The sequence below is a fragment of the Polymorphospora rubra genome (genome assembly GCF_018324255.1).
GTDB classification, from domain to species: domain Bacteria; phylum Actinomycetota; class Actinomycetes; order Mycobacteriales; family Micromonosporaceae; genus Polymorphospora; species Polymorphospora rubra.
Window position 1 is genome coordinate 5,790,519 of record NZ_AP023359.1, and the last position, 26,734, is coordinate 5,817,252.

The window sequence follows — 26,734 nt, forward strand, 5'->3', positions numbered from 1 at the left end:
CACCCGGGGGATTGCGGCAAGACCCGGGTCGTGCCGCAGAATCGCCGGCCGAGGCAAAAACCCATGGAAAAGGGGTCACGAGATGCGTGTGTCGACATCCTCGTCCCCCGACCCGGCGAACCCGGCGGGTTCGCCGCGCCACGACCCGGAACAACATCGGAGCTGATCACGTGGACCCGTTGACCACCAGCGCGTTCGATCTTCCCGACCACCTGTCCGCCAAGGCCGACCCGACACTGATCGCCGGCGACGAGCAGCACTTCGCGGCCATCGCGGAGAGCCTCGGGCAGTCGGTCGCACACCTGTCCGACCGTCTCGACGCCGAGCGCAGGGCGCCCGGCGGCCTGGGCCAGGCGGCGATGGACCGGGACCAGGAGGTCCACCGGCTCACCGCCCGGCTGCGCACCCTGCGTCGCTTCGGGCTGGACCTGTGCCTCGGACACATGGTCGGGGCGGACAACCCCGAGCCGGTGTACGTCGGACGGCTCGGCCTCACCGACAGCACGGGCCGCCGCCTGCTGGTCGACTGGCGGTCGCCGGCGGCGGAGCCGTTCTTCGGGGCGACCCACGCCAACCCGATGGGTCTGACGAGCCGCCGCCGCTACCGCTGGACCCGCGGCCGGATCACCGACTACTGGGACGAGGTGTTCGTCCCGGACGGCTTCACCGGGCACGCCGCCGCGCTCGACGACCAGTCCGCCTTCATCGCCAGCCTCAGCAGCAGCCGGTCGGCCCGGATGCGGGACGTGCTCGGCACCATCCAGGCCGACCAGGACGCCATCATCCGGGCCGGATCAGGCGGCGCCCTGGTCGTCGACGGCGGCCCGGGTACGGGAAAGACCGTCGTCGCCCTGCACCGCACCGCATACCTGCTGTACTCCGACCCACGCCTCGGCCACCGCCGGGGCGGCGTGCTGTTCGTCGGCCCGCACCAGCCCTACCTGGCCTACGTCGCCGATGTCCTCCCCAGTCTCGGCGAGGAGGACGTACAGACCTGCACCCTGCGCGACCTGGTCGCCGAGGGAGCCGCGGCGGCGGTCGAGACCGACCCGGACGTCGTACGTCTGAAGTCGTCCGCGGACCTGGTGAAGGCGATCGAGACGGCCGTCCGGTTCTACGAGGAGCCGCCGACCGAGGGGATGACGATCGCGACCGACGAGTCCGACATCCGGCTCAATGCCGACGACTGGGCCGAGGCGTTCGAAGCGCCGGGACCCGGCACCCCGCACAACGAGGCACGCGACGAGATCTGGGAGGAGTTGCTCACCATCCTGGTGGACCGGTACGACGGCGACGAACCGCCCGACCTGATCCGCGCGGCGCTGCTGCGGAACAGGGAGCTACGTACGGCGTTCAACCGCGCGTGGCCGTTACTCGAGGCCGCCGACCTCGTCGCGGATCTGTGGACCGTACCCGCCTACCTGCGCAGGTGTGCTCCCTGGCTCGGCGCCGACGACATCCGCCGACTGCAACGCCGGGACCCCCGGGCCTGGACCGAGTCCGACCTGCCACTGCTGGACGCGGCGCGGCAGCGGCTCGGCGACCCGCAGGCGTCCCGACGTCAGCGACGGCACAGCGCCGCCGTCGCCGCCGAACGCGAGCGCATGACCAGGGTCGTCGACGACCTGATCGAGTCCGTCGACGACGAATACGGTGTCGGCCTGGTGACGATGCTTCGGGGCGAGGACTTCCACGACGCCCTGGTCGACCAGACCGCACTGCCCGGCACCGAACCGGACCGGCTCGCCGGCCCGTTCGCGCACATCGTCGTGGACGAGGCCCAGGAACTGACCGACGCGCAGTGGCAGATGCTGCTGCCGCGCTGCCCGTCACGCAGCTTCACCATCGTCGGTGACCGCGCCCAGGCCCGGCACGGGTTCACGGAGTCGTGGCAGGAACGGCTCGAGCGCATCGGGCTCGACCGGATCAACCTGGCCTCCCTGAGCATCAACTACCGGACGCCGAAAGAGGTCATGGCGCAGGCCGAGCCGGTCATCCGGGCCGTGCTCCCGGACGCCAACGTGCCGACCTCGATCCGCAGCGGCGACGTCCCCGTCGTACACGGGGCCGTTTCGGACCTGGGCTCGATCCTCGACACCTGGCTCGCCGTACACGCCGAAGGGGTCGCCTGCGTCATCGGCGACCCCACGTTCCGGGCGACGTCCCGCGTCCGGTCGCTGACCCCGGAGCTGTCGAAGGGGCTCGAGTTCGACCTGGTCGTCCTCGTCGACCCGGAGGCGTTCGGCGGCGGCATCGAAGGAGCCGTCGACCGCTACGTCGCGATGACCCGGGCGACCCGGCAACTCGTCATCCTCACCAGTTCCTGACGGGTTGACGCTCCGGCGGTCACGAAACCCGGGTCGTCACCGTGGGACGAATCCGACGATGCGGGCCCGGGCGTCGGCGACCAGGTTCGCCGCGTGGGGGCCGGCGGCGTAGCGGGCCGCGTCGACGGCATCGGCGACCGCCGCGACCGGATCCGGGTTCGTCGCCCCGTGCAGCGCGAGCCAGACCCACCGGTGCGCGCTGCGGGCGCCCTGGGACCGTCCGGCCCGCTGGCGCGCCTGTTCGGTCAGGGCGCGGGCGGTGAGGCTGGCGACGACGTCCGGGTCCTCCCCGAGCCCGCCGTGCTGGGCGGCCTGCGCGGCGACCCACCAGGCCAGGTCGCGCAGCTGCGGTTCGGGGATCTCGGCCAGCGCGTCGACGACGGTGCCGAGCGGGTCGCCGGGTCGCGGCCGGCGCGGGCGCAGCGCGGGCAGGTTCGGCACGATCCGGAACCCGACGTCGGCGGCCTCGATCCGGGCCACGTCGTCGGCGCTGACGGTGTGGCCGGTGAACCGCTGCACCGCGACCAGACCCATCTGCCGCTTGTCGCGCCGGTGGTCGGCGAAGTCGAGGTCGGCGACCGCCGGGGCGACCGGTCGTGGCGCGTCAACGGCGTCGAACGGCTCCACCGACAGCAACAGGTCGCCGTGCTCGGCGAACGACAGCCGGGTCACCGCGTTGACGTTCCAGAACATGCTGGCGGCCCGCCCACCCGCCGAAGACCGGGTCAGGACGGGTGCCCGCGAACCCTCCCAGCCGTTGTATTCGACGGCGATCACGGCGTCACCGACATCCAGTACCGCGACCCACGGGTCGATCGACTGCCGGCGCATCAGCTCGTCGTTGATGTCCCGCATCGACTCCGGCCGGGCCGGGTCCGCGCCGAAGGCGCGCAGCACGTCGCCGACGCTGGACCCGGTCACGACCGTGACGGTCGCCGCCACGTCGAGGTTGCTGTTGGACAGCCACCGGTACGCGGTCTCGGGTCGCTCGGTCCGCCCCGGCTCCGCCTCGCCGCGTAGCCGGTAGCCGAGCCGGTCGGCGCGGGCGTACACGGTGTCGGGTGCGGCGGGTGCCCGCCATACCAGCAGCTGGTAGGACTCCCTGCCGCGCAGGTCGGTGTCGTCCCTGCCACGGGCGTGCACCCGGAGCCGGTAGTCGCCCGGCCATGGCGGGGTGACCCGATGCAGTTTCGGCAGGTCGCCCGGGTGCGGCCCGATCAACGAGGCGCCACCGACAGCGGCCCGCCAGCTGACCTCGACAACCTCGTCCCAGTCGGTCGCGACAGCCGGCGGCGGTCCGTCCAGAATGCTCAACGTGACCTGGACGTGCCCGGCCTCGACGCCGGTGCGGATCACCGCACCACCCGGGACCACGGTGACCAGCCCGTTGCCGGCGAAGTCGACCTCGGGGACACTGGTGCCCTCCAGCAGCGCGAACCGGTGGCCCGCCACCGGCGTCGACGTGTGGGTCTGGCGAGGCATCAGGTATTCGGCCCGGGCCCGGGCGAGCAATGCCGCGTCGTAACCGGCCGGCATCGGGGCTTCCCGCAACAGCAGGACCGCCGTGCCGATCGCGGCACCGAGCACGGCCGGTGGTTTCGTCACCAACGGCGCGATACCCACCTGGTGCACGACGGTGGCGGTGGTGGCGACGGCCAGCGCCAGATGTGCCGCGCCGTGCGCCGCGGCGATATCCCGTTCGTCGACGATCCCGGGCCCGACCGTCAGTCGGGCGGCGATCGCCGGTTGGGCGGCCAGCCGGTGGGCGAGCGCGACGACCAGCGGCAACACACCGGGCCTGCTCTGCTCCAGTACGGCCACGCCGGTGACCGCCTCGCTCTGGCCGCTCATGCTGGCGTAGAGGAAGTGGCCGGTGGACGGCTTCGCCAGCAGACCGCCCAGGTCCGGGACGCTGGAGAGGTCCAGCTCCGGCACCGTCAGCTCCAGCGCGCCGAGCAGGCGTTCGACCAGCAACGGCGGCAGCGAGTCCAGCGCGTCGCGTACCGGCGGCAGGCCCGACGCGGGCCGGACCCTGGCGGGTGCCCCGGCCAACGCCCGGGACCCGAACGCCGACTCGTGGACCGGCCAGGTGTCACCGTCGGCAACTGCCCGCAGGCGACCGAGTTCGGCAGCCGGCGCCGCCGGGGTACGGGCGATGATGAGTGGCAGCGCCGCGGCGACCGGCCGCACCAGCTCTGTGACAACCGCATCCGGAACCTCGACCACAACATCCCCCGTAGTTCACTCCATATCGGACGGTGAATTCTAGCCGGGTGCGGTGCCGCTTGGGTGCCACTGGCTCCGCGCTGCGGATTCCTTCGCGGCGGATGCCTCCGCTACCGCCGCGTGCGCTGTTCGGCTGCGGTCAGCCAGTTCAGGTACCCGAGTCGTCCGGGCCCATTATCGGCGTGATCTAGAGTGACGTCATGATCGAGTCATCGCGTCTGATCGTGGTGTCCGGCGGGGGAACTGGTATCGGCAAGCGGACGGCCCGTATGTTCGCGGACCAGGGAGATCGGGTCGTCATCCTCGGACGACGCATCGCGTTGCTGGAGCAGGCAAGCCGCGGCATCAATCGAGCCGTGGGTGTGGGCCGGGTGACTCCGATCAGTGCCGACTTGACGGATCCCATGCAGGTGCGGGTGGCTGCCGAGCAGATCGCCGAATTCGGTTCCGTCGACGTGCTGGTCAACAACGCCGGCGCAATCGTCACCCCGCCGGAAGGCGAGGGGCTCGAGGCCTTGGCCGCCACCTGGCGGCGCGACCTGGATGTCAACCTGATGACAGCGGTCCTGCTCACCAATGCGTTGCTGAACCATGTGAGTCGGCCAGGGGGCCGCCTCATCATGCTCAGTTCGGCGGCGGCCCAGCGGGGCGGTTCCGGGCCGCATTCAGCCGGCTCCTATGCCGCCGCCAAGGCCGCGCTGCACGGATGGGCTTTCGGTCTGGCGCGGCAACTGGGCAGGGACGGCATCACGGTGAATGTTCTGGCGCCCGGCTACATCCGGGACACCGACATCTTCCACGGGCAGGACACCGCGGAATTCGTGCTGGCGAAGGTTTCGGACACCCTGGTCGGCAGGGCCGGAACGCCGGATGACGTGGCAGAGGCGGTTCGGTACATCGCTTCGCCGGAAGCCGGCTATCTGACCGGGCAGGTCATCGGCCTCAACGGCGGCGCCGTACTCGGCCGATGACGCCGCGGGAGAGTCGCGACTCGCATTCGTCCACCATGTCGTCCACGTCGACCATCACGCTGCAGGCCCAACCCACCACCAGCCGGGATGGTCCGTTGGTCAGTAGGTGTCGAACTCGACGTCCACGGACGTGGCACCCCGCAACGTGGCGACCTGGTCGGCCTCGGCTTGTAGCGGCTTCTTGGTCCGAGCGGGCAGGGCGTCGAACGTCTTGATGGTGACGGTCAGCCTCCGGCCACTCTTGCGTGGCCGCCACACACCGATGATCTCGCCGTCGGCGAGGGCCGTGCCCGGGTCGCCGACCGTCTTCCACACGTCCCGGTGGTGCTTCTTGTCGAGAACCGTTTCACGGTCACGCAACTGGGTGTACGGGTCACGGGGTGGGAGCAGGCGTACGCCTTTCGGTGTCGGTGGCGACCGCAGGGCGTCGAGGTCCTCGGTGAGGATCCACGTCTTGCGCCCGAACTCGACCGGCGTCATCTCGTCCTCGACCAGGGTCCACCAGGGGACGGCGTCGCCGGCCCGGACCCCCAGCCAGGCGGCGAAGTCCGCGCGCGTGGATGGCCCGTAGCAGCGCAGGTAGCGGCGAAGCAGGTCGGCGCGTGCGGCTTCCGGATCGGTGTCCGGGATCGGCTTCCCCAACCACTCGTCGACGAGGACGAACGGTGCCTTGTTCCCCTCGCGCGGGGCGAAACAGATCACCCGCCGCAAGGTGAGGATGCGGATGCAGAAGTGCACGACGGCCTCGCCGAGCGGCTGGCCGGCGGCATGAGGACCTTCCTGTTCCCAGATGCCGCGTTGCTTCTTCGACAACTTGCGGGCGATCCGCTCGGCGAGTTCCGCGCCGAGTTCGTCGACGGCGAGCCGGCGCCCCCTCAGGACGTCGCCGATCTCGGCGCCGGTCAGGTCAACGGTCTCGGTGAGGCTGAGACCGAGTTTGTCCACCGCCGGGCCCACGCCGAGGACGAACTGACGCATCGCCTCCTCGGTCGGCGGAAGCACTCCGGTGGTGAAGACCGGTGCGTCCGCGGTCGGGAAATAGAACGGCGAGCCGCGCATGCACCAGCTCTGCATCATGCTCTTGTCCCTGGCGATCGCCTCGTCGACCCGATCCGGCGAGAGGTTGCGCACCCGGGCGTGCAGGGCCAACAGTGCCGAGCCGGGCGGACTGTTCTGGACACCGCAGGCCCCGGCCGCGTCGAGCAGCCCCTGCTCGCCCAGGCGTTCGGTGAGGTGTTGGGCGTGGAGGCGAAACGCGATGATGTCGTCTCTCGAAACCTTCACCGCCATCAACCGAGACTATCGCCGGGCACTCGACACGACCGTGCGGAGGCGGGGAACCGGCTACAGGTCACTCCTGAGCGCCGCCGCGAGTTCGGTGGCGTTCTGGAGTGTCGTGGCCGCACGTTCGGACTCATCCGGGCCCAGCACGACGTGTTCGACACGGGCCAGCATGTCGGTCGCGGTGTCCGGGTCGTGCAGCACCATCGCGAGTTCGGCGCGGTACACGAGGACCTCTACGCGCGCGACCGGATCGTCCCCGGCTTGGGTACGCGCCAGCGCGCTGTCGAGGATTCGAGCGGCCTGCTCGATTTCGCCCCTGGAGTCGGCCTGTACGACAGCGTTCGCCAGCGCCTTGGCCAGGCGTCCCGTTGGCGTGGGTTCCGGGGCGGCGGCCTGGTTGACGACGCGGATCCAGTTGCCGCCGGGGTCGATGACGGTGAATCCGCTGACCCCGTCGGCGTTCTTGCGTGGTCGGGGCCGGGTCATGCGCGGCGTTCCGGACACCAGGACCTTCCCGTATGCGGCGCGCATGCCCGCGGCGAACGCCCGGTGCAGTCCTTCGATGTCCGACGTGAGGACCAGGCAGGAGCCGTAGGACTGCTGCGGGTCGAATCCGGCGAGTTCGAAGAAGTGCAGATGCAGGTCTTCGCGCTGCATCGCCGCGTACGGGTTGGGTTTGCGCTGCCGGTACGTCGTACGGAAACCGAGAACCTCGTAGAAGCCGACGATGTCGTCGATGGAGGCGCAGGGCAGCAGCGGAACGGTCACTTCGTTGGCCATGCCTCCTTTCCTACGCAGGTCGGGGTGCCCGTCGCACATGGAAATAGCCGTTCGTCTTTCCCGGTCGTCCGGTCGGCCGAGGAACCGGGAGCAACCGCATCTCGGGACGAGAGCGGCTCGACGGGTGACGAACCCCCCAAACAGCGTGGAACGAGACGACGAACGAGATTGTTCGGACGGCCCACGGCCACGCCAACGGCGCCCTACTGTCGGCTGCAGGGGGCGTCCTCGCCAGAACCGACGGACAATCCCACTCGACCTCCGGCAGTAGGGAGCAGCGCCGACATGGCTGTCAAGACCGAAGCGCCGACGCGCACCGGACAGATTCGGCCGTTCACGGTGGATATCCCAGAGGCGGAACTCCAGTCACTGCGTACGCGCATCGCGGCCACCCGCTGGCCGGAGAAGGAGACCGTCGCAGACCAGTCGCAGGGTGTGCCGCTCGCGATGATCCAGGCGGTCGCGCGCTACTGGGAGAGCGAGTACGACTGGCGCAAGGTCGAGGCGAGACTGAACGACCTGCCGCAGTTCATGACCGAGATCGACGGGGTGGACATTCACTTCATCCACGTCCGTTCGAAACACGACGACGCGCTGCCGCTCATCGTCACCCACGGGTGGCCAGGCTCGGTGATCGAACAGCTGAAGATCGTCGATCCGCTCACCGACCCCACGGCCCACGGCGCAAGCGCGTCGGACGCCTTCCATCTGGTGATCCCGTCGCTGCCCGGCCACGGCTTCTCCGGTAAACCGACCACACCCGGGTGGGGACCCGAGCACATCGCACGGGCCTGGACAGAACTGATGAAGCGCCTCGGCTACACGCGGTTCGTCGCGCAGGGCGGCGACTGGGGTGCGGTCGTGACGGACATGATGGGCGTGCAGGCGCCTCCGGAACTGATCGGCATTCACACCAACATGCCCGGCGCCGTTCCACCGGACATCGACAAGTTGTTCCAGTCCGACATCACCGGAGCCAACAACGCGCTCGGTTCACTTCCTTCCGATCTCTCGGCCGAGGAGAGGCGCGCGTGCGAGCAACTGGACTTCGTATGGAAGCACGTGGCCTACGCCCTCATGATGGGGACCCGACCACAGACGCTGACCGGATTGGCGGACTCGCCCGTCGGGATGGCAGCCTTCCTGCTCGACCACGACGCGCGTAGTCTGGAGTTGATCTCCCAGGCCTTCGACGGCCGACCCGGAGGGCTCTCGCGAGACGACGTTCTCGACAACATCACGCTGTACTGGTTGACGGACACGGCCGTTTCCGCGTCTCGTCTCTATGCGGAGAACAAGCTCTCCTTCTTCGCCACCAAGGGCGTCTCCACGCCGGCCGCGGTCAGCGTCTTCCCCGACGAGTTGTATCAGGCCCCGCGGACCTGGGCGGAGCGGGCGTACCCCAATCTCGTTTACTACAACGGGCTCGACCAGGGCGGGCACTTCGCGGCCTGGGAACGACCGAAGATCTTTTCGGAAGAGGTTCGCGCGGGCTTTCGGCCGCTTCGTTAGCCTTGGCCGGGATGGCCGTCGGTGACGCCGATGGTCCGGAAGAGCGGCTGGCGCAGGTCGACGTCGACCGAGCGGTCGAGGTTGTTGCTGAAGGTGGCCGTCGAACCGGACACCCCGATCCGCTCGAACGGGTTGCCGTGAAGTAGGAAGACGACCCAGACCAGTTCCTCCTGGCCGCAGACCCGGGCGAAGAAACCTTCCGATCCGTGCGCGCCCGCACCACAGATCAGGGATCCCGAGCCGTCCGGCAGCGCCAACCGTGCCGTCTCGTCGATTTCGGCCAGGTTCTCGGGGTGGGCGGCCAGCAGGGCGTCGACGTCGAACCGTTCGCGGACCCGGAAGTACGACAGCTGTGCGCCATCGACATCCACGACATGCGCCAGACCGTCGGCGCGGTAGTGCCCGCTGACCGCCGGCACGCATCCCTGCCGCCACAGTTCGGCCGTCCGGCTCACTTCTCCTCCGTCGCGGGTCGCTCGTAGGACCTTGCTCCATCTTCTTCCCGACGCCCGGCATCCGTGGTACCGCGCCGTGGCCGTACCGGCGCAGGCCGATGAGATCTACGGCACAGGAGGTCGTGCCCATGTCATGGTGTCGGCAAACGTGGGTGGCCGGACACCGGATGTTGGCCTGGCGGTCCACGGCAGGTCAACAAGCATGCGTAGGCAGAGCAGGCCATAACTGCCGATACCCCCGACGGAGCATTGATGCCTCTCCCATCATCGGCCACCCGGCGTACCCGGGTGCCCGCGGCCGCAGGAGCCCTCGGGCTCGTCGCGCTGCCGGCGCTGGTCGCGCTGTCGCCGGCCGCGCAGGCGGTGCCGCCGCTCGGCGCCGCACGCGCCACCGACGCCCCGGCCTTCCAGCGCCTCGCCACCGTGCCGGCCCACCTCAACAGTTCGGCCGACGACGAGGCCGTCGCCGAGATCAGCGCGGTCAGCGCCGACGGCAACACCGTCATCTCCACCGACGCCGCCGGCCGGCGGGTCGGGTTCCTGAACATCAGCGACCCGGCCAACCCCACGCCGGGTGGGGTGTTCGACCTGCCGGGCGAGCCGACCTCGGTCGGCGTCCACAAGGGATTCGTTCTCGTCGCGGTGAACACCAGCGAGAGCTTCACCGACCCGTCCGGCGTGCTGGTCGTGCTCGACCTCGCCTCCCGCAAGGTGGTGCGGGAGATCGACCTCGGCGGCCAGCCGGACTCCGTCGCGGTGGCGCCGAGCGGCAGGTACGCGGCGATCGCCATCGAGAACGAGCGCGACGAGGACCTCAACGACGGCGAGATCCCGCAGCTGCCGGCCGGATGGCTGACGGTCGTCGACCTGTCCGACGACGTCGACGCCTGGGAGCTGTCACGGGTCGAACTGACCGGCCTGGCCGAGGTCGCGCCCGGCGACCCCGAGCCCGAGTACGTGTCGATCAACGGACGTGACGAGGCCGTGGTCACCCTCCAGGAGAACAACCACCTGGTGGTCGTCGATCTGGCCGGCAAGAAGGTCGTCCGGGACGTCTCCGCCGGCTCGGTCGAGCTGTCCGGTGTGGACACCGTCGAGGACGGCAGCATCGTCTTCGACGACTCCGTCACCGTGCCGCGCGAGCCCGACGGCGTCACCTGGATCGGCGACACCGCGTTCGCCACCGCCAACGAGGGCGACTATCAGGGCGGCTCACGCGGCTTCACGATCTGGAACGCCGACGGCCGGGTCGCCTACGACGCCGGCAACTCCTTCGACCGGCTCGCCGCCGCGCACGGCCTCTACCCGGAGGGCCGCTCCGACGCCAAGGGCAGCGAACCGGAAGGGATCGCCTTCGGCCGCTTCGACGGCCGGCCGTACCTGTTCGTCGCCTCCGAGCGGGGCAACTTCGTCGCCGTGTACGACGTCACCGACCCGGCCGCGCCGGCGTTCGTACAGGTCCTGCCGACCACGAACGGGCCGGAGGGGGTGACCACCGTCGCGGCGCGCGGGCTGCTCGTCGTGTCCAGCGAGGAGGACCTGGTCGACGAGGGCATCCGTGCCTCGGTGCAGATCTACCGGTTCGGCAGGGCCGGCGCCTTCCCGTCCATCCGGTCGGCGTACGAGCCGGGCCAGCCGGCGGCCCCGATCACCTGGGGTGCCCTGTCCGGCCTCAGCGCCGTACCGGGCCAGCCCGACAAGCTGGTCGCCGTCAACGACAACGTCTACACCCCGACCCGGCTGCTGACCATCGATGTGGCCCGGACCCCGGCGTTGATCGAGAAGGAGTTGACCGTCACCAAGGGCGGCACCCCGGTCGCTTACGACGCCGAAGGGGTCGCGGCCCGTGCCGGTGGCGGCTACTGGCTCGCCGTCGAGGGTGCCCCGGCCTCGGACGACGAGCCGGCCACCCCGAACCTGCTCGTCCGCGTCGACGACGCCGGCGCGGTGCAGGACGAGGTACCGCTGCCCGCCGAGGTCGCCGCCGCCATCGGCGGCAACGGCCTGGAGGGTGTCGCGGTGACCGGTGCCGAGGGCGCCGAGCAGGTCTGGGTCGCCGTACAGCGGGAACTGAAGGGCGACCCGGCCGGCACGGTCCGGATCGGCCGGTACTCGGTGGCCGACGGAGCCTGGTCCTGGCTGTCGTACGAGCTCGACGCCGCGCCGTCCGGCGGCTGGGTCGGCCTGTCGGAACTGGTGGCCGTCGACGACGACACGTTCGCGGTCGTGGAGCGCGACAACCGTCGCGGCCCCGCCGCGACCGTCAAGAAGGTGTACGCCTTCGACGTGCCGGACGGGTTCGGTGCCGGCGACGACATGCCGGCGGTGACCAAGCGGCTCGCCGTCGACCTGCTGCCGCTGCTGCGGGCCGACAACGGCTGGGTGCAGGACAAGGTCGAGGGCATGGCGGTCGCCGGCAACGGCCAGCTGTACGCGGTGACCGACAACGACGGCCTCGACGACGCCACCGGCGAGACGGTGTTCCTGCGGCTCGGCAAGGCCACCGACGTCCTCGGTGGCGGCGGTGGTGGAGGTGGCGGACTGCCGGTGACCGGTGCACCGGCGCTCACGCTCGCCGGTGCCGGCGTACTCATCGCGGCCGGCGGGATCTTCGCGGTGGTGCGGGCCCGGCGTAACCGCATCCGGTTCACCGCCTGACCGGCGTGGCCGTCACCCCTGCCGGACCGGCAGGGGTGACGGCCCGGAACGCGTCATGGTCGATCCGGCCGACCCACACGCCGCGCGGTCTCGTGGTGGAACGACACCAACTCGGCCATCGCAATCGGTTTTCGCGACACGACGCCCAGGTCCTCGCCCTCGACGGTCCAGGGTGGTGGCCACGTGTGTATTCCCTGATCAAGCAGCAGTTCCGAGACCTCAGCCTCCCACCCGGGCCAGCGTAACGTTTCATAGAACGCCGTCAGGGACCCGGACAGCACGGCGTTCAGCCAGTCGGCATATCCCTGTTCAAGATCCTGCCAACCGAGGTCGTCCGGCCCGAAGTAGTGGACCGTCGGCGGAACCCCGGGCTCGGGCTGCGACCAGGCGAATTGCCCGCCCAGAACGTCATAGCCCACGACCAGCACGCCGACGGTCGGATCCGCCTCGGTGACGACATCGGGCAGCCGACCGTTGCCGCTGCCCAACACACGTAGCCAGCCGTGGTCAACCAGCAGGCCGCCCGAGTGCGCCATGATCGCACCCAACCACGACCGCGTCGACATCCCGAGGGCCGTCAGGCAGCGTTCCGCCTCTGCGGAATCCGCGGGTAGTACCTCGACGGGATACGGCGCTGCCGCCACCGCGGCCGACACCTCAGGCCAAGCCGACTCGCTCATGCCGAGAGCTTCGCGCAGGCTCCGAATCCCACCTTGGGCCATGCCCGGAACCGGCCCCTCAACCCGGAGCCCGACCCGGCATGACCATGGGCCGCCGCGTACGTCGACGACCCACATCCGACGAGGCCGCTGTCTGTCTAGGCAGGCAGCACCCGGGGCCGGTGAAACACGGTGTTGTCGATGACCACGTCGACCAGCCGAAGGGGGTCCACCTCGGCCAGATAAAGCCGTTCGGCGGCCAGATAGCGATCACGATGCACCGCTTCAGCCTCCGTACCCGCCCACGACCGATCCCGGTGGGTTCCCCGGCGCACCGAGGTCTGCTCATCCACATCGAGCCAGATCCGGAAGTCCCAGTAGGCGTTGATCTCCGGACGGAACGCGAAGACGCCGTCGACGATCAGCACCGCGTCCGCCGCTGCGTGAGTGGCCACATCACGGTGCTCTCGCTGGGTCAGTGGATCGATGCTGCACAGCACACACGCACCGGAACCACCGGGACCGGCCGGTTGCAGCAGCAACCGCACGACGGTGTCGTAGTCAAAGGCGTTGCGGTAATAGCCATCGCCCGACTCACGGTCATACCGGTGCCGGTCCCGCCACGGTCTCTTGAAGTCGTCCAGACTGGCCCGCAGTACCGGTCGACCCAGCATGCTGATCTGCTTGGCCAGCTCATGGCCGAAGCTGGTCTTGCCGGCAGCGGTCAATCCGTCGATGCCCACCCGCAGGCGTCGGTCACCGCACGCCAAGACACGTTCGGCGACGTCAGCGACCAACGCCGAACGTTGCGCCGACGCCATCGCCGGCAACGGCTGCTGCCATGTCGACACCGACATCCGTACCGGCGGCCGGTCACCATCCATGATCTGAAATCTATCCGAACAGATCTCCGGCATCGTCGGCGCGACTCCGACTCCCTCCGCCATCACCCGTCCACCGCTGCCGTCGTCCGCTGTCGCAACGACGCGTCCAGCTTCCGCAACAGCTCTCCCACCCGACCGCGACCTCCCGGGGCGTTCGGGTAACGGGTCAGGACGCTCACCACGGTGGGGCCGGCCAGACCCGCTGCCTTCGTGATGTAGGCGGCGCCGATGTCACGGTCGTCGCCGGCATCGAGTTCAAAGGCGCGGGCCGCGTGAGCGGCCGCTCCGAGGATGTGCAGAACCTGAGTCGCTTTCGCCAGGGGGTGGAGGAACGCCGCACTGGCCGCGGCAACGGCCGCGCGCGCAGCGTCGCTCGCCGCGACCTGTCCGGCATCGCGTGTCTCTTGATACGCCCGGTGCGCTGCCCACGCGCTGTCACGGATTTCCTTGGTCCGCCTGGCTCCGCCCGCAAACGCCCGTGCGGCGTCGAGCGCGGTTCGTGGGCGTGGATCGTCACGACGTATCTGTTCGAAGATCGTCAACGCGGGCTCCGCGCAGGCGACGGCGTAGCCGGTGATCTCGCGCAGTTCGGCCGTGCTGACTTCAATCATGAGGTTCTCGTCGGGAGCCGTCATACCATGAACGGTATCGTTGAACTGCCGGTGGAGACTTTTTCGCGACATTAGCAGGGCAGAGCGGCAATAACCCTCAAGACGGTGGGTGACTCAGGTTGCTCGACACGCGTGATCCGGTTCGAACTCGCATCGGTGCCGAGCACCGCTGCCGCCCGCGAACGGCTACGCGACATATGGACAGGTGTATATTGCCGCCATGGGTCTTCGGGTGCGCATCGCGGTCCTTGCTGTGCTTGGGGTGACCGCCCTGCTGATCGGTGCCGCGCCGACGAGCGCGGCGCCGGCCGCCGCAGCGGCGGACGAGCCTCCACCGGTGTGCCTCATCACCACCTCGACGGTCGCCTGGGATGGCGGCTACCAGGTAGAGGTCACCATCAAGAACGTCAGCTCCGGGCGGATCACGTGGCAGGGCAAGTTGACCGCGCCGCCCTGGACGATCACCGGGTGGGACGCCACGTTCGCCGGTTTCGGTAGCCAGTACACCATCGACCCACCCGCGCACGCTCCCATCCTCGGGTCCAACGCCATCGCCGAATTCGGCTATGTCGGAACGGGCAACGGCGCAGCCTTGCCCACGATCACCTGTAAGCCGTCCAACTGACGACGCCGAGCGGATCGACCTACCGTGACGCGGTTCGGGTTCGTGAGTATTGCGGTTCCGGGTTGTCGCCGCTGGTTGTCGACGACGTGGCCGAGGACTTGTCGTCGTCGGTTCCGGTAGGCCCGTCCGCTGGATCGTGATGCCGCCAGGGCAGTAGCGCGCTCGCCACGAGGCAGAGCACGCCGGCGAGCAGAAGTGCGGGCCGGACTCCGGCCAACGCCGCGACCCCGCCGCCGACAACGATGCAAAGCGGCTGTATCAGCCTGCTGCTGGCGGACCAGGCGGTGCCGACCCGGGTCATGAGCTGGTCCGGGGTGGCCCGCATACGGTAGGTCGCGAAAACCGGATTGAACACGCCTGCGGTGAACAGCAACAGCGCCTGGGACACGAGGATCGTGACCAGGCCGGGGAGGCCCGCGGTCGCGAACAGTAGGAGAAGAATCCAGGGGCCGCGAGCGGCGCCGGACCACAGCAGCGCCCGGCGGGCACCGAGGACGGTGACGATCCTGGGCGACATGGCCGCGCCGAGCAACCCGGCCGCCGCGGGCGCACCGAGCGCGAGACCGTACTGCCAGGCGGACAGTTGGAGGTCGCGGAGCATGAACACCGCAAGTAGCGGCACGGTCATGGTCACCGCCCCGCCGAAGAGCATCGCGTTCGCATACAGTCCGCGAAGTCCACGATGCCGCAGTATGTGACTGATTCCGGCGCGTACCTGCCGGACCATCGGCTCTCGGCTGCCCTCCTCCGGGCGGTCTTCGTGATGCCCGCGGACCCGGAGTAGGCAGAGAATCCCGAGTACGAAGCTGACAGCGTCCACGACCATTGTGGCCACCGCTCCGAAGGCGGAGATGAGGAAACCGCCCACCGATGGACCGACGCTGAATGCCGTCCAGTTCGTGGCCTCCATCCGGGCGTTGGCGGCCACCAGCCGGTCCGGCGCGACCGTCTGCTTGATGAAGGCGCCAGCCGCCGACAGATAGACGATCGAGCCGGCACTCTCGATCGTCGCCACCAGGCAGAGATGGGTGTAGGTGAGCCCGTCGAATGCGAACGCCACCACGACGGAGGCCATCGCCGCGAACTGAACACACTCGGTGGCTATCAGGACGCGACGCTTGGGCAGCCGCTCCACGTACGGTGCCAGGGGCAACGCGATCACCGCACTCGCGATCGCGGCCAGGGCCGCCATGATCGAAACCTGGGCGGCCGACGCCTGGACATACCTGAGGGCAAGGAACGGCAGTGCGCCCATGGCGATGGTGCTGCCGAGAAACGTGACGGTGTAGGCAGTCCAGAGACTGTTGAACTCGGCGACCCGCGAGGATCGAGCGTAGTTCACCCGGACACTATAGGGGCTTCTGCGCGGGGCGTCCGTGCGTCGTCGGCGAGCCTGCCGGGAACACCATCGGCCGGGTCGTCATCGACCTGCACACCATGGTCGGATCGACTTCTCCGGCGGGTGACGAGGACTGTGACAGGGTATGTGCAGACCGAGCCGGACTGGACCGGGCCGGCCGATCGTGCACGTCGTGCGTGCGCGAGCGCGTGATACGCCCGCTCGAGACGGAAGGAAGAACGTTGCAGAACGAGATGCTGATCGTCGACGACCTGATGCTTCTGCTGATCGACGACAAGTCTGGGACGATCGCCGGGGAGGGCACGCTCTACTACACGCTCTGCGGTGCCGTCCTCGTGGAGCTCGCGTTACGCGGCCTGGTCGAGACCGACGAGACCCGAACGATCTTCAACGGTCTCGAGGTGCGCGCGGTCGAAGGGGAGCCGCCCTCGGATCCCCTGCTGCGGTCCGCCTACGACAGGATCGCCGAGCGCCCCCGCGGCGTGCAGACGCTCCTCATCGAGATCGGAACCCACCTTCGCGGGCAGGTCATCGACCGGCTCGTGGAACGCGGTCTCATCCGCCGCGAGCGCGAGCGGATGCTCGGCCTGTTCCGTACGACGAGATTCCGCGCGGAGAACCCGCAGTACGAGGCGGAGATGCTGGAGAGGGTGCGTGCCGTGCTCGAGGACGGCGCGGATCCGGACTCCCGCACCGCTGCGCTGGCGGCCCTGCTCTCGGCAAGCGGCACCCTGCCGACGTTCCACCCGGCGATCAAGTGGTCGGGCAAGGTCTACAAGCGTGCCAAGGAACTCGAGAGCGGCAGCTGGGGTGCTGACGCCGTGAACACCGCCGTCGTCCGCACCGCTGCGGCGATCGCCGCGGCGAGCACCGTCGCCGTCACCACCGCGGTCCAGTCAGGGGGATGAGGTGGCGCCTGTGTCGACCCCCGGCACGTATCCGCCTCCTGGATACTCGCCGCGGCACTCGCGGTCATGATCGCCGTCGCCGCACTCACCGCCATCTCGCCCTGGCTGACGTATCAACCAGGAGGTGCAAGTGCCGCGACGCCCGGATGCGTTGGCCAATTAGGCACGGGGAGCTGGAGTTTCTCCAGGCCACCCCCCATCCGGCCGCCGAGTCGTCCACACCGGCCCACCGTCCTGCGCCTGGTCATCGCCTACGGTCGCTCGCGCCGTCGATCTGAGCGTGAGCGACCTTATCCATGCTCCGTAGGGTCACTCACGCTCAGATCGACAACCCACCGCTTGGCGTCCCGGCCCCGCTGATCAGACAAACGCATCTTTCCCCAATAGGCAGGTCTGACTCCGAAGACCGGATCGCCGAGCGCGATCGCGTTGACGAGATGAGCGCCAGCGGGATTGTTCGGGCGAGGTAACACCCCTCACGTTCAGCTCGTGTCGTCGGTGTTGCCCCAGGGGGTGCCGCACCTTCATGATTGTGCGGTTCAGGCAGCGGTTGGCCGCCGTGTCGCCGCTACCGGTGGGCGAAGACGAAACCGCCCTCGACGTCCGGAGCCGGGCGATGGACCATCTCGGCCGCAACGGTGAAGCCGGCCGCCTCCAACCAGGCCGCAACGCGGGCCGGTGAACGACGATGGACGTAGACGCGCATCGGATGCCCGCCGTAGCCCTCGGTCTTGAGCTGGCTGCCCTCGCCGGCATGGAAGCCGACCAGCAGCACTCCACCGGGCCGTACCACCCGGAAGAACTCGGCGAGAACCGTGGACATCTCGTCGTCGGGGACGTGGATCAGGGAGAACCAGGCGAGCAGCCCGGTCAGGCAGTCATCAGCCAGGTCGAGAGCCGTCATGGACCCGACCTCGAACCGCAAGGTCGGATGATCGCGCCGCGCCACATCGATCATCGCGGGTGAAAGATCGACGCCGAACGCGTCCAGGCCCACACCATGCAGGTGACCGGTGATCCGGCCCGAACCGCAGCCGACATCGGCGACCGGCCCGCTTCCCGCAGCGCGTACCAGTTCGGCGAACAACGCCAGGATGCCCCGCTGGAACGGTTCGCCGTGCAACGCGTCGCGCAGCAGGTCGGCGTAGCTGGCCGCCACAGTGTCGTACGAGGTCCGCGTGTCGTCGAGCCAGCCCGGAACGTGCATGCCGAGCACGATAGCCCGGCCCCGCACGATGGCTCCATCATGGGCTGTCACTCCACCGTCGCCGGCAGGATCGCGGGTCCCAGAACTACGGGCCGGGATACTCCGCGTGCATGTCGCCGTCGAACAGTCGCCAGTAGAAGTCGTTCATCCGCATCGCAGCGGAGGCGTGCCGGGCCAGGATTCCCGCCACGGCCGCCGGCACGCCCTGCGGAACCTCGCCGCCGGCCAATCGGCGCACGTACATGTTGCGGGCAACAGGACCACCGCTGACCGGCACCGGCACCCCGCACACCGTGGTGACCAGCCAGTTCACCAGCCGCATCGCCGCGTAGTCGGCATCGTGGCCGACGTGCCGCGCGACAAAGCCGCGCTCGGCGTCCGACAGGTCGAACCGAGGGGAGGTGGCAAGACCGAAATCGACGAGATAGATCCGATCACCGTCGGCCCGGATGTTGCCGAAGTGTCCGTCCATGTGCAGCACCTCGCGGCTGCGCAGGAAGGCCACGATCTCGAACAGTTGCCGTTCGACGGTCTCGGCCCGGGCGGCCGGGTCGCCCAGCCGGTCAAGCAGCGGATAGGGGAGGTACTCGAAGAACAGAACGAGACTGGAGGCCGCCTTCGCCAGTTCCTCGAGACGGATGCGCACCGCCTGGGAATCACCGAACCGGGCGACAACGGCGTCGACGTCGAGGTGCTCGGACGCGACCGGTGGACGGCCGGGCAGCACCCGCCAGTGGTACAGCAGCGGAAACGACTCCGACTCACCGGCGAGGACCCCCTCGGTGACGACCATGTTCGCGGCCAGCTCACGCCAGGCGCCGAAGCCCGGGCCGCCGATGCCGTACTGGCAGTAGGCCGGCAGGTCGAACAGGTTCGCCGTGCTGTGCGGATGGGCCAGCTCCCGGTCGGTGATCGGGATCCGTTTGGCGAACACCGGCACGCCGTCGACGTCGAACACCGAGGAACTGCCGCCCACGCCCACGGCGCTGGTGGGCACGGCATGAAGGAACGCCGCCAACTCGTCGTCACTGCGGGCGGCGAGCGAGGCCGAAACGCGATCATGGTGGAAACGTCGGGTGGTGAGCATCGCATCCCATCATGCCCTCGGGCCACGGCCGCTCAACGCCGACGCCAACGTCCGGGCGGTGCGGCCGTGGCGGCACGCAACGCGGCTCGGCCCGACCAGTTCTACTTGCCCCAGCACATCCGGGCTGGCATCATTCCGGCCATGATCGACAGAATCGAGTCCTCCGTCCGCCGGTGAGCGTGACGGCCGAGCCTGGATCGCTCGGATCCCAGACCACCCTGTTCGAGCACGCTCTGCGTCTACACCAGCAAGATCCTGACGGTATCCTGCCGCATGACGGCGAGCCGTATTTGGACAACGCACTCCACCACAGCCGGCAGCGACCGCAGACCCGGAACGATCGGCGACTCGACGGCGCCGGCGTGGCCGCCATACTCGACCGGCACTTCGGTAAGGCCGCCGCGGGACCGAGCGAACTCGCCGACGCGTTCCACGACGTCCATGTTCCGATCCACTGGAACACGCACATTGCCGCCGCCGCGTTCCGTGCGGACCGGCATCGGGTGCGGCAGACCGGTCGGTGGCTGGTGCGGCACGGCATTGAGCGATGCGCCGTTACCGTCGGCCTGGCGCTGCTGGCCACGGACCGGGCCGAGGAAGACATCCCGCTGATCCAGACCATCGGCCTGCTGTCGGAGAGATTCGGGCCGTTGGCCGCCGAGGCGCTGCAGCGACGCCGCGGGGGCGGGCCGGCGTTGTTGTGGCTGGCCCAGCGTGTTGCCGGCTGGGGCCGGGTCTACGTCGTGGAGGCGCTCTGTCGACGGAGCGACGATGCCTCGCGTCGGTGGCTGCTGCGCCACGCCTGCGACGGCGACTTCCTCAACGGCTACTACGCCGGTCAGGTCGCGACCGCGGCCCACCTGCACGAAGCGATCGTGGGTACCGAGGTCGACGATGCCCTGGTCGACCACACCGGCCGACTGCTGAAGACCATGGCGGACTGCGGCGGCATGGGCATGACCCTCGAGCGGTATCCGCCGGCGCCGATCGTCCTCGCTGCGCACGCGGCGCACCTTGCCCGGCAGGCGCCGACCGTTCACAGGTACGCCGACGCCGCGGTCATCGCCGACCATCTGGCGGGCAAGGCTCCGCAGCGATGTGGATGCACCACCGAACAGCGTGACCGCATCGTGCGGCAGTACCTGGCGGTGCTCGACCGGCCGGACTGGTGTGACACGGTCCGCGCCGGCCTCGACTCCGACAGCGGGTTCTTCGCCTGGTTCGCCGACAACGTCGCGGCACGGCTACGCCTACGAGCGTTCACCGAACCGACCGGTGACGACCAATGAACTCCCCCGCCGACTGCTGGGGGCGGGGGCACGTCCGGGACCTGACGAGGAGGCGCCTCTGATCACCGCGCTGATGCGACCCGTCGCACCGGCGGTACTGCGTCTCCTGCTCGCGTACGGTGCGGACGCCGACCAGCGGCGTTCCGACGCCACACCGGCAATCGTCGTGGCGGCCCGGCGCGAGCCAGTAGAGGATCCGCCGCGCGATCGCGACGAGCGTGTCCCGTAACTGCCGTCAGGGCTCTGGTAGCCGGTCGAGCGCCCGGCGGAGGAACGCGTCGCGGCGCCTGTTGAGGGTGTCGGCGGTGAGGTCGCGTCTGCCCTGGTCGTGGATGGCGGGGGCGAACACGGCCAGGTCGCCCGGCATGTTGAGCGCGGTGATCGCGTCCCAGAAAGCAACGTCGCGCGCCGATTCCCCCGTCGCGCGTTCCCATCCGGCCAGGACCTGTTCCGCCGCTCCGCGGCCGAACATGAGCGCCGCGTCCAGGCGCAGCGAGCACAGGTCGATGCCGTTGTGGCCGACCCCGGCCATGTCCCAGTCGACGATGCCGGTGAGCGTGTCGCCGGCCCACAACATGTTGCCCTGCCAGAGGTCACCGTGCACGAGCACCTGCCGGCCCGTCGGAATCGGAAGCCGGTTGACGTGCGCGTCGGCCGATTGCAGCAGTGGTGTGGTGTGGTCGCGGCCGAGCCGGCGCTGCCGGGCGAAGTCGCTGGCCGGGATCGGGCGGGTGCGTACGGGCAGGTCCGGCGACGGGACGGCGGGAACGTCGTAGAGCGCGGCGGCCGCGGCGCCCAGGGCGCGGAGCCGTCGCGGTGTCGGCTCGACCGGAATCGTGCTGCTGCCGGGCACGACGGTCTCGAGTACGGTGCGCGTGCCGGTTCCGCTTTCGCCGCTGTCGGACCCGAGGATCGTCGGCGCCCCGACCCGGTGTTCCTCGGCCACGCGCAGCGCCGCGATCTCGGTGGCGAAGCCGGCCGGATCGTCCCGGTCGGCCACCTTGAGCACCGCCTCGCTCGTGCGCCCGTCGTGCCGGATCCGGAGCAGCCACGGGTTGCCGCCCTCGCGCAGTCCTTTGACCACTGCCACTGTCGCCTGTTCGGCCAGCTGCCGGGTGGCCCAGGCGAGCATGGCGGCGGTGGGCTCCGGGCGGCTCATGTTCGAAGCCTGTGCCCGTTCAGGCTACGAGTAGGCGGAGGCCGAGCTCTGCCGCGTCGAGGGCGACGAGATCGCGGTTGCGGTCGGCCCATCGGCCTGACGAAAGGTCTGCGTGGAGTCGGGTCACTGCCCGCTGCTCGGCCTCGGGCCCGACTCTGGTCCATACCGACACCGCGCGGCGCACATGTTCGTCCAGGTAGGCCTCGGGCCGGCGCCAGTAGGCCTCGAAGAAGCCGTCGGCGCAGTCCCACGGGATGAGTACCGGCTCCGCGCGTCCACCGATCGCGCGGGTCAGCTCGGCCAGGGAAGGCCAGCCGACGAGAAGGTTGGCGAACTCGGGCAGGTAGTCGCGGGTGAGCCAGAAGCGTTGCCGCCAGCCGGTGTCATCGGCGTCGTACGTGAACACGACCACGCGGCGGGCCACCCGCCGCATCTCGCGCAGCCCGGCGACCGGGTCCGGCCAGTGATGGACGGTGCTGACCGCCATCGCGGCGTCGAAGGACCCGTCCTCGAACGGCAGGTTCTCCGCGGCGGCGGCCACGCACGGCGCCGCGCCCGCGGGACGCTGCGCCCGCATGACCGCCGACGGTTCCACCGCCGTGACGTCGCGGTCCGGGGGCTCGTACGAGCCGGTGCCGGCCCCGACGTTCAGTACCGTCCGGGCGTCCCCCAGCGCATCCCAGATGCGCGCGGCGATCCGCGGCTCGGTACGCCGCGTCGCCGGGTAGGCGGATCCGATGGCGTCGTACAGCTGTGCGCCGAACACTCTCAACTGCTCCTCCGGTGTCGTCCTGAGCCCCATTGCCCGTGCCTCGAGTTCCCGGTCGATGGCCGTCACCATGGCGGCGGCACGGTCGCGCTGGTCCAGCAGCAGGCCGCGCAATCGGCGTAGGTGCGCGACCGCATCGGTGGCCGGGTCGTCGACCAGATCCGCGATCTCGCGCAATCCGAAGCCCAGCCGCCGGTAGGCGAGCACCTCCCGCAGTCGTTCCACGTCATCCGCGGAGTAGGCCCGATGCCCGGCTGCGGTCCGCGTGGACGGCTGCAGAAGGCCGATCTCGTCGTAGTGATGCAGCGTGCGGACGGTCACGTCGGCCAGTTCGGCGACCCGCCCCACGGTCAGGTGCTCCTCCACGCCACCGACTATGTGGCATGACGCCACGTGAGGAACAAGGCTCGGCGCGACCGAGGTTCGGCTTATCGGCTCCGAGTGCCCTACCGGCCTCGCCGCTTTTGCGGACGTCTGAGATCAGGTCGATCAGGCGTCGGTCCGACCCACCTCTCGGCCCGGCGGTTCGAGGAGGCGTTGCAGCAGCAACAAGCCGCTCTTGAGGTCGGCGCTTCCGTCGAGCAGCCACTGGGTGCTGAGGCCGTCGGCCGCCGCGAGGACGAGCGAGGCCGCCTCGTCCAGGGGGATGTCCGACCGTACGCTTCCCGCCGCCCGGCCTTCCTCGAGAAGGCTCACGATCGTTCGCCTGAGATCGGCGTACCGCTCGGAGAAGTGTGCCCGTGAGTGGTCGTTGCCGGCCTCCAGCGCATGGGCCACCATGCTGTTCAGCAGGGCCATCAGCCCCGGCACCCGCATGCTGTGCTCGGTCGATCGGTGGATCAGGTCGACGAAGGTGTCGTCGTCCTCGGACGGGGCGTCGAGGAAGCGGCGGTCGTGCTCCCGCAGGACCTCGATGAAGAGCTGTTCACGGGTGCCGAAGTGGTGCTTGAGCACCGGATGTGTCACGCCGATCGCCTCGCCGATGGCACGTAGCGAGGTGCCTTCGAATCCCAGCCTGTCGTAGACCGTCAGCACCTCGTCGATGATCTGCTGCCGGCGCGCGAGTCCCTTCGAGTACGGCCCCCGCTTCGGCGAGCCCTCCGGTCGGGTGGGTCGGGTGCCCCGGGGGGCCTGGTCGGTCATGGCATACCTCCAGAGCGGTCGTCGGGCCGGTGGAGCGTGGCCTGCCCGATCCTATGACTACGACCACGAAAATATCCGGCCGGATATTTTCATGCTACGGTCTGCTGAACGACGGATCGCGTCGCCACCCCCAAATCCGAGGGAAGTGACCAGATGGATGCCACCCAAGGTCCGACGACCGCCCCGGCCAGCCGACCCCCGACGAGGGAGCCCCACCAGCCAGGCCCGGAAGCGCGTCCGTCCGGACACGTCGACCTCCTCTCGAATCGCCCCGCCGCGAACGAGCCCCTCGCCGCCGAGCCGACCGCGCGGGTGCCGCACCCGCCCGCCGAAGCCGAGGGAGCGCCCACCCCCGGACCCGGTCGCCGACGCACGGGAGGCAAGGGCATGGCCTGGCAGTTGTTCAGGCTCGGACGCTGGTCGTTCCGACACCGGTGGACCGTGACGGGAATCTGGGTCCTCCTGCTCCTCGTCGTCGCTCTCGGGGCGGCGACCCTGTCGGGCAAGACGAACGACAGCTTCGAGTTGTCCGGTATCGAGTCGACGCAGGCCTTCGACCTGATCAGGGACCGCGATCCCACGGCCGCACCGGAAGGCGCCACGGCGCGGGTGGTGTTCCAGGCACCGAACGGCGAGTCACTGGCGGACCCGGCCAACCAACAGGCCGTGGCCGACGCGCTCGAGGCGCTGAGGACGGGCGGCGTCGTGTCGATCCTCGACCCGTTCGCCGCGGGAACGATCACCGAGGACGGGCGTACCGGCTACGCCTCGGTCAGCTACGCCCGAAGCGCGGTCGATCTGTCGCAGGCGGACCGGGAGGCCCTCGAGGCTGCCCGTGACGTCGCCGAGGAGGCGGGGCTGACGGCCACCATCGGCGGCGACGTGCTCGGTGTGGAGATCGGCGGTGCCATGGCCGAACTGATCGGCATCGCCATCGCCTTCGTGGTGCTGGCCCTCACTCTCGGGTCGCTCGTCGCGGCCGGGATGCCGCTGCTGACCGCACTGGTCGGCGTCGGCATCGGGATCACCGCCATCGCCACCCTGAGCGGGTTCGTCGAGCTCGGCACCACGACCCCCGCGCTCGGCACGATGCTCGGGCTGGCGGTCGGCATCGACTACGCGCTGTTCATCCTGTCCCGCTACCAGGCCGAGGTACGCGCAGGCCGCCCGCTGGAGGAGGCGGCGGGCCGCGCCGTGGGCACCGCGGGCTCGGCGGTGGTGTTCGCCGGCCTCACCGTCGTCATCGCACTCGTCGGCCTCGCCGTGTGCGGCATCGGATTCCTCACCGAGATGGGGCTGGGCGCGGCGTTCACCGTCGCCCTCGCCGTACTCATCGCGCTCACCCTGCTGCCCGCACTGCTCGGTTTCGCCGGAACCCGCGTCACGAAGCGACGTCCGCGCGTCGGGAGCAGGCACACCGCCACCGACGCCGAACCGAACCCCGGCGAGCCGCGCACTCTCGGGCGCCGTTGGGTCGAGGGTCTCGCCCGGTTCCGCTGGCCCGCGCTCGTGGCGGGGATCGCGGCCGCCGCCCTGGCCGCCATCCCGGTGGCCTCCCTGCAGCTCGCGCTGCCCGACGACAGCACCAAGCCCGCGGGCAGTGACGTACGCGTCGCCTACGAACTCATCGACGAGCACTTCGGTGCCGGAGCCAACGGGCCGCTGCTCGTCGTGATCGACACCAGGGAAGCCCCGGACCCGGCCGCCGCGGTCGCGACCGCCACCGAGAGGCTGCAGACGCTGGCGACCCGGAACGACTCCAACATCGTCGCCGTGATCCCGGCCGTCACCAGCGACAGCCCGCAGGCGCGGCAGGCCTACCTGCAGCAACTCGACACGGTGCAGTTCGCGACGCTCACGGTGATCCCGCACTCCGGACCGGCGGAGCAGTCGACCAAGGACCTCGTCGCGGACATCCGGGACACGCTGTCGGACCTGCCGGACCACGGCGGAGCCCGGGCGCTGGTCACCGGCGTCACCGCGATCGGCGTCGACATCTCCAACGAACTGACCGAGGTGTTCCCGCTCTACCTCGCCGTCGTCGTGGGGCTGGCCTTCCTCCTGCTCATCGCGGTGTTCCGCTCCATCTGGGTGCCCGTGAAGGCCGCGGTCGGCTTCCTGTTCTCCGTCGGCGCCTCCCTGGGGGCAACCGTCGCGGTCTTCCAGTGGGGCTGGCTCAACGAACTCGTCGGTCTCGACGCCACCGGTCCCGTGCTGTTCCTGCTGCCGATCCTGCTCACCGGAATCCTGTTCGGCCTGGCGATGGACTACGAGGTCTTCCTCGTCACGCGCATGCGGGAGGCATACGTCCACGGCACACCGGCGCGCCAGGCGGTCATCGACGGGTTCACCCACAGCGCCCGCGTCGTGGCCGCCGCCGCCCTCATCATGGTCGGCGTGTTCGCGGGCTTCACCCTCACCGACGACATCATCCTCAAGACCATCGGCTTCGCCCTCGCCATCGGCGTCCTCGTCGACGCGTTCCTGGTCCGCATGCTCATCGTGCCCGCCACCATGTTCATCCTCGGCCGCCGAATCTGGTGGATGCCCCGCTGGATGAGCAAGATCGTGCCGACCCTGGACGTCGAAGGCGAGGCACTCGCGAAGCACCTCGCGCCACGCTAGCCACCGACCGGTGCCTGCCCCGACGTAGGCACGTCCACGCCCTGGCCGAGTCGTTCGCCACCTCGGCCAGGGCGTGGACACGAAGCCACGCGGTGGGCGCGCGTCCCCGCGTTTCGCCCGGTCCGATACCCGGCGGGCTCGTCCGAGACTTTTCCGCCGCTGCGGGAACTGTCGACCGGATGCCGCGAATCCGGG

21 protein-coding genes are annotated in these 26,734 nt (G+C 69.7%); 8 read left to right on the top strand and 13 right to left on the bottom strand.

Annotated features, from left to right (window positions below):
• The first annotated feature begins 179 nt into the window (after positions 1 to 179).
• On the top strand, positions 180 to 2,327 hold the full coding sequence (gene helR / locus Prubr_RS26215) for an RNA polymerase recycling motor ATPase HelR (protein ID WP_212828543.1): 2,148 nt from the start codon (positions 180 to 182) through the stop codon (positions 2,325 to 2,327).
• A 36-nt stretch (positions 2,328 to 2,363) separates the two neighbouring features.
• Here the strand turns inward: helR and Prubr_RS26220 are convergent, their stop codons facing one another.
• Entirely contained in the window at positions 2,364 to 4,553 is a 2,190-nt protein-coding gene (locus Prubr_RS26220) for a DUF6461 domain-containing protein (protein WP_212817591.1), read from the bottom strand.
• A 200-nt stretch (positions 4,554 to 4,753) separates the two neighbouring features.
• Here Prubr_RS26220 and Prubr_RS26225 point away from each other — a divergent pair, with 200 nt between their 5' ends.
• On the top strand, positions 4,754 to 5,524 hold the full coding sequence (locus Prubr_RS26225) for an SDR family NAD(P)-dependent oxidoreductase (RefSeq protein WP_212817592.1): 771 nt from the start codon (positions 4,754 to 4,756) through the stop codon (positions 5,522 to 5,524).
• A gap of 99 nt (positions 5,525 to 5,623) precedes the next feature.
• Here Prubr_RS26225 and Prubr_RS26230 read toward each other — a convergent pair whose 3' ends face one another.
• Entirely contained in the window at positions 5,624 to 6,814 is a 1,191-nt protein-coding gene (locus tag Prubr_RS26230; protein WP_212817593.1) for a winged helix DNA-binding domain-containing protein, read from the bottom strand.
• 54 nt (positions 6,815 to 6,868) lie between these two features.
• Entirely contained in the window at positions 6,869 to 7,588 is a 720-nt protein-coding gene (locus tag Prubr_RS26235; protein ID WP_212817594.1) for a VOC family protein, read from the bottom strand.
• A gap of 285 nt (positions 7,589 to 7,873) precedes the next feature.
• Here Prubr_RS26235 and Prubr_RS26240 point away from each other — a divergent pair, with 285 nt between their 5' ends.
• Positions 7,874 to 9,100, top strand: coding sequence for an epoxide hydrolase family protein (locus tag Prubr_RS26240; protein ID WP_212817595.1), 1,227 nt, complete (start codon positions 7,874 to 7,876; stop codon positions 9,098 to 9,100).
• Here Prubr_RS26240 and Prubr_RS26245 read toward each other — a convergent pair.
• Positions 9,097 to 9,555: a hypothetical protein gene (locus tag Prubr_RS26245; RefSeq protein ID WP_212817596.1), complete on the bottom strand. Its 459-nt coding sequence runs from the start codon at positions 9,553 to 9,555 to the stop codon at positions 9,097 to 9,099. The genes Prubr_RS26240 and Prubr_RS26245 overlap by 4 nt on opposite strands.
• A gap of 252 nt (positions 9,556 to 9,807) precedes the next feature.
• Here Prubr_RS26245 and Prubr_RS26250 point away from each other — a divergent pair, with 252 nt between their 5' ends.
• The gene (locus tag Prubr_RS26250; protein WP_246567657.1) at positions 9,808 to 12,213 is read left to right on the top strand and encodes an esterase-like activity of phytase family protein; all 2,406 of its coding nucleotides are present in this window, start codon (positions 9,808 to 9,810) and stop codon (positions 12,211 to 12,213) included.
• A 53-nt stretch (positions 12,214 to 12,266) separates the two neighbouring features.
• Here Prubr_RS26250 and Prubr_RS26255 read toward each other — a convergent pair whose 3' ends face one another.
• The 3 genes from Prubr_RS26255 to Prubr_RS26265 form a co-directional block, all read right to left on the bottom strand.
• Positions 12,267 to 12,893 (bottom strand): DUF2625 family protein, encoded by a 627-nt coding sequence (locus Prubr_RS26255; RefSeq protein WP_212817597.1) that lies wholly within the window; start codon positions 12,891 to 12,893, stop codon positions 12,267 to 12,269.
• A gap of 137 nt (positions 12,894 to 13,030) precedes the next feature.
• Positions 13,031 to 13,756, bottom strand: a complete 726-nt coding sequence (locus Prubr_RS26260; RefSeq protein ID WP_425517944.1) for a nucleoside/nucleotide kinase family protein — start codon at positions 13,754 to 13,756, stop codon at positions 13,031 to 13,033.
• Positions 13,757 to 13,818: 62 nt separating this feature from the next.
• Complete coding sequence (locus Prubr_RS26265) at positions 13,819 to 14,391, bottom strand: putative immunity protein (protein ID WP_212817598.1); 573 nt, start codon at positions 14,389 to 14,391, stop codon at positions 13,819 to 13,821.
• 196 nt (positions 14,392 to 14,587) lie between these two features.
• On the opposite strand from Prubr_RS26265, the gene Prubr_RS26270 reads away from it, so the two are divergent.
• Positions 14,588 to 14,992, top strand: a complete 405-nt coding sequence (locus tag Prubr_RS26270; RefSeq protein WP_212817599.1) for a cellulose binding domain-containing protein — start codon at positions 14,588 to 14,590, stop codon at positions 14,990 to 14,992.
• Positions 14,993 to 15,011: 19 nt separating this feature from the next.
• Here Prubr_RS26270 and Prubr_RS26275 read toward each other — a convergent pair whose 3' ends face one another.
• Positions 15,012 to 16,334 carry an MFS transporter gene (locus tag Prubr_RS26275; RefSeq protein ID WP_212817600.1) on the bottom strand — a complete coding sequence of 441 codons (1,323 nt, stop codon included), beginning with the start codon at positions 16,332 to 16,334 and terminating at the stop codon, positions 15,012 to 15,014.
• A gap of 239 nt (positions 16,335 to 16,573) precedes the next feature.
• Here Prubr_RS26275 and Prubr_RS26280 point away from each other — a divergent pair, with 239 nt between their 5' ends.
• On the top strand, positions 16,574 to 17,260 hold the full coding sequence (locus Prubr_RS26280) for a GOLPH3/VPS74 family protein (RefSeq protein WP_212817601.1): 687 nt from the start codon (positions 16,574 to 16,576) through the stop codon (positions 17,258 to 17,260).
• 568 nt (positions 17,261 to 17,828) lie between these two features.
• Here Prubr_RS26280 and Prubr_RS26285 read toward each other — a convergent pair.
• Complete coding sequence (locus tag Prubr_RS26285) at positions 17,829 to 18,467, bottom strand: class I SAM-dependent DNA methyltransferase (protein WP_212828546.1); 639 nt, start codon at positions 18,465 to 18,467, stop codon at positions 17,829 to 17,831.
• An 85-nt stretch (positions 18,468 to 18,552) separates the two neighbouring features.
• Positions 18,553 to 19,554 (bottom strand): protein kinase family protein, encoded by a 1,002-nt coding sequence (locus Prubr_RS26290; protein ID WP_246567659.1) that lies wholly within the window; start codon positions 19,552 to 19,554, stop codon positions 18,553 to 18,555.
• A 362-nt stretch (positions 19,555 to 19,916) separates the two neighbouring features.
• On the opposite strand from Prubr_RS26290, the gene Prubr_RS26295 reads away from it, so the two are divergent.
• Positions 19,917 to 20,843, top strand: a complete 927-nt coding sequence (locus tag Prubr_RS26295) for a hypothetical protein (RefSeq protein WP_246567661.1) — start codon at positions 19,917 to 19,919, stop codon at positions 20,841 to 20,843.
• Between the two features lie 235 nt (positions 20,844 to 21,078).
• Here Prubr_RS26295 and Prubr_RS26300 read toward each other — a convergent pair whose 3' ends face one another.
• The 3 genes from Prubr_RS26300 to Prubr_RS26310 form a co-directional block, all read right to left on the bottom strand.
• A complete protein-coding gene (locus Prubr_RS26300; RefSeq protein ID WP_212817602.1) occupies positions 21,079 to 22,002 on the bottom strand; it encodes a phosphotransferase family protein in 924 nt (307 codons plus the stop codon).
• A gap of 19 nt (positions 22,003 to 22,021) precedes the next feature.
• Positions 22,022 to 23,137: a MerR family transcriptional regulator gene (locus Prubr_RS26305; protein WP_212817603.1), complete on the bottom strand. Its 1,116-nt coding sequence runs from the start codon at positions 23,135 to 23,137 to the stop codon at positions 22,022 to 22,024.
• A gap of 123 nt (positions 23,138 to 23,260) precedes the next feature.
• Positions 23,261 to 23,914 carry a TetR/AcrR family transcriptional regulator gene (locus Prubr_RS26310; protein WP_212817604.1) on the bottom strand — a complete coding sequence of 218 codons (654 nt, stop codon included), beginning with the start codon at positions 23,912 to 23,914 and terminating at the stop codon, positions 23,261 to 23,263.
• A gap of 387 nt (positions 23,915 to 24,301) precedes the next feature.
• Between Prubr_RS26310 and Prubr_RS26315 the strand changes: the two genes are divergently transcribed.
• A complete protein-coding gene (locus Prubr_RS26315) occupies positions 24,302 to 26,539 on the top strand; it encodes an MMPL family transporter (protein WP_212817605.1) in 2,238 nt (745 codons plus the stop codon).
• Positions 26,540 to 26,734: the final 195 nt, after the last annotated feature.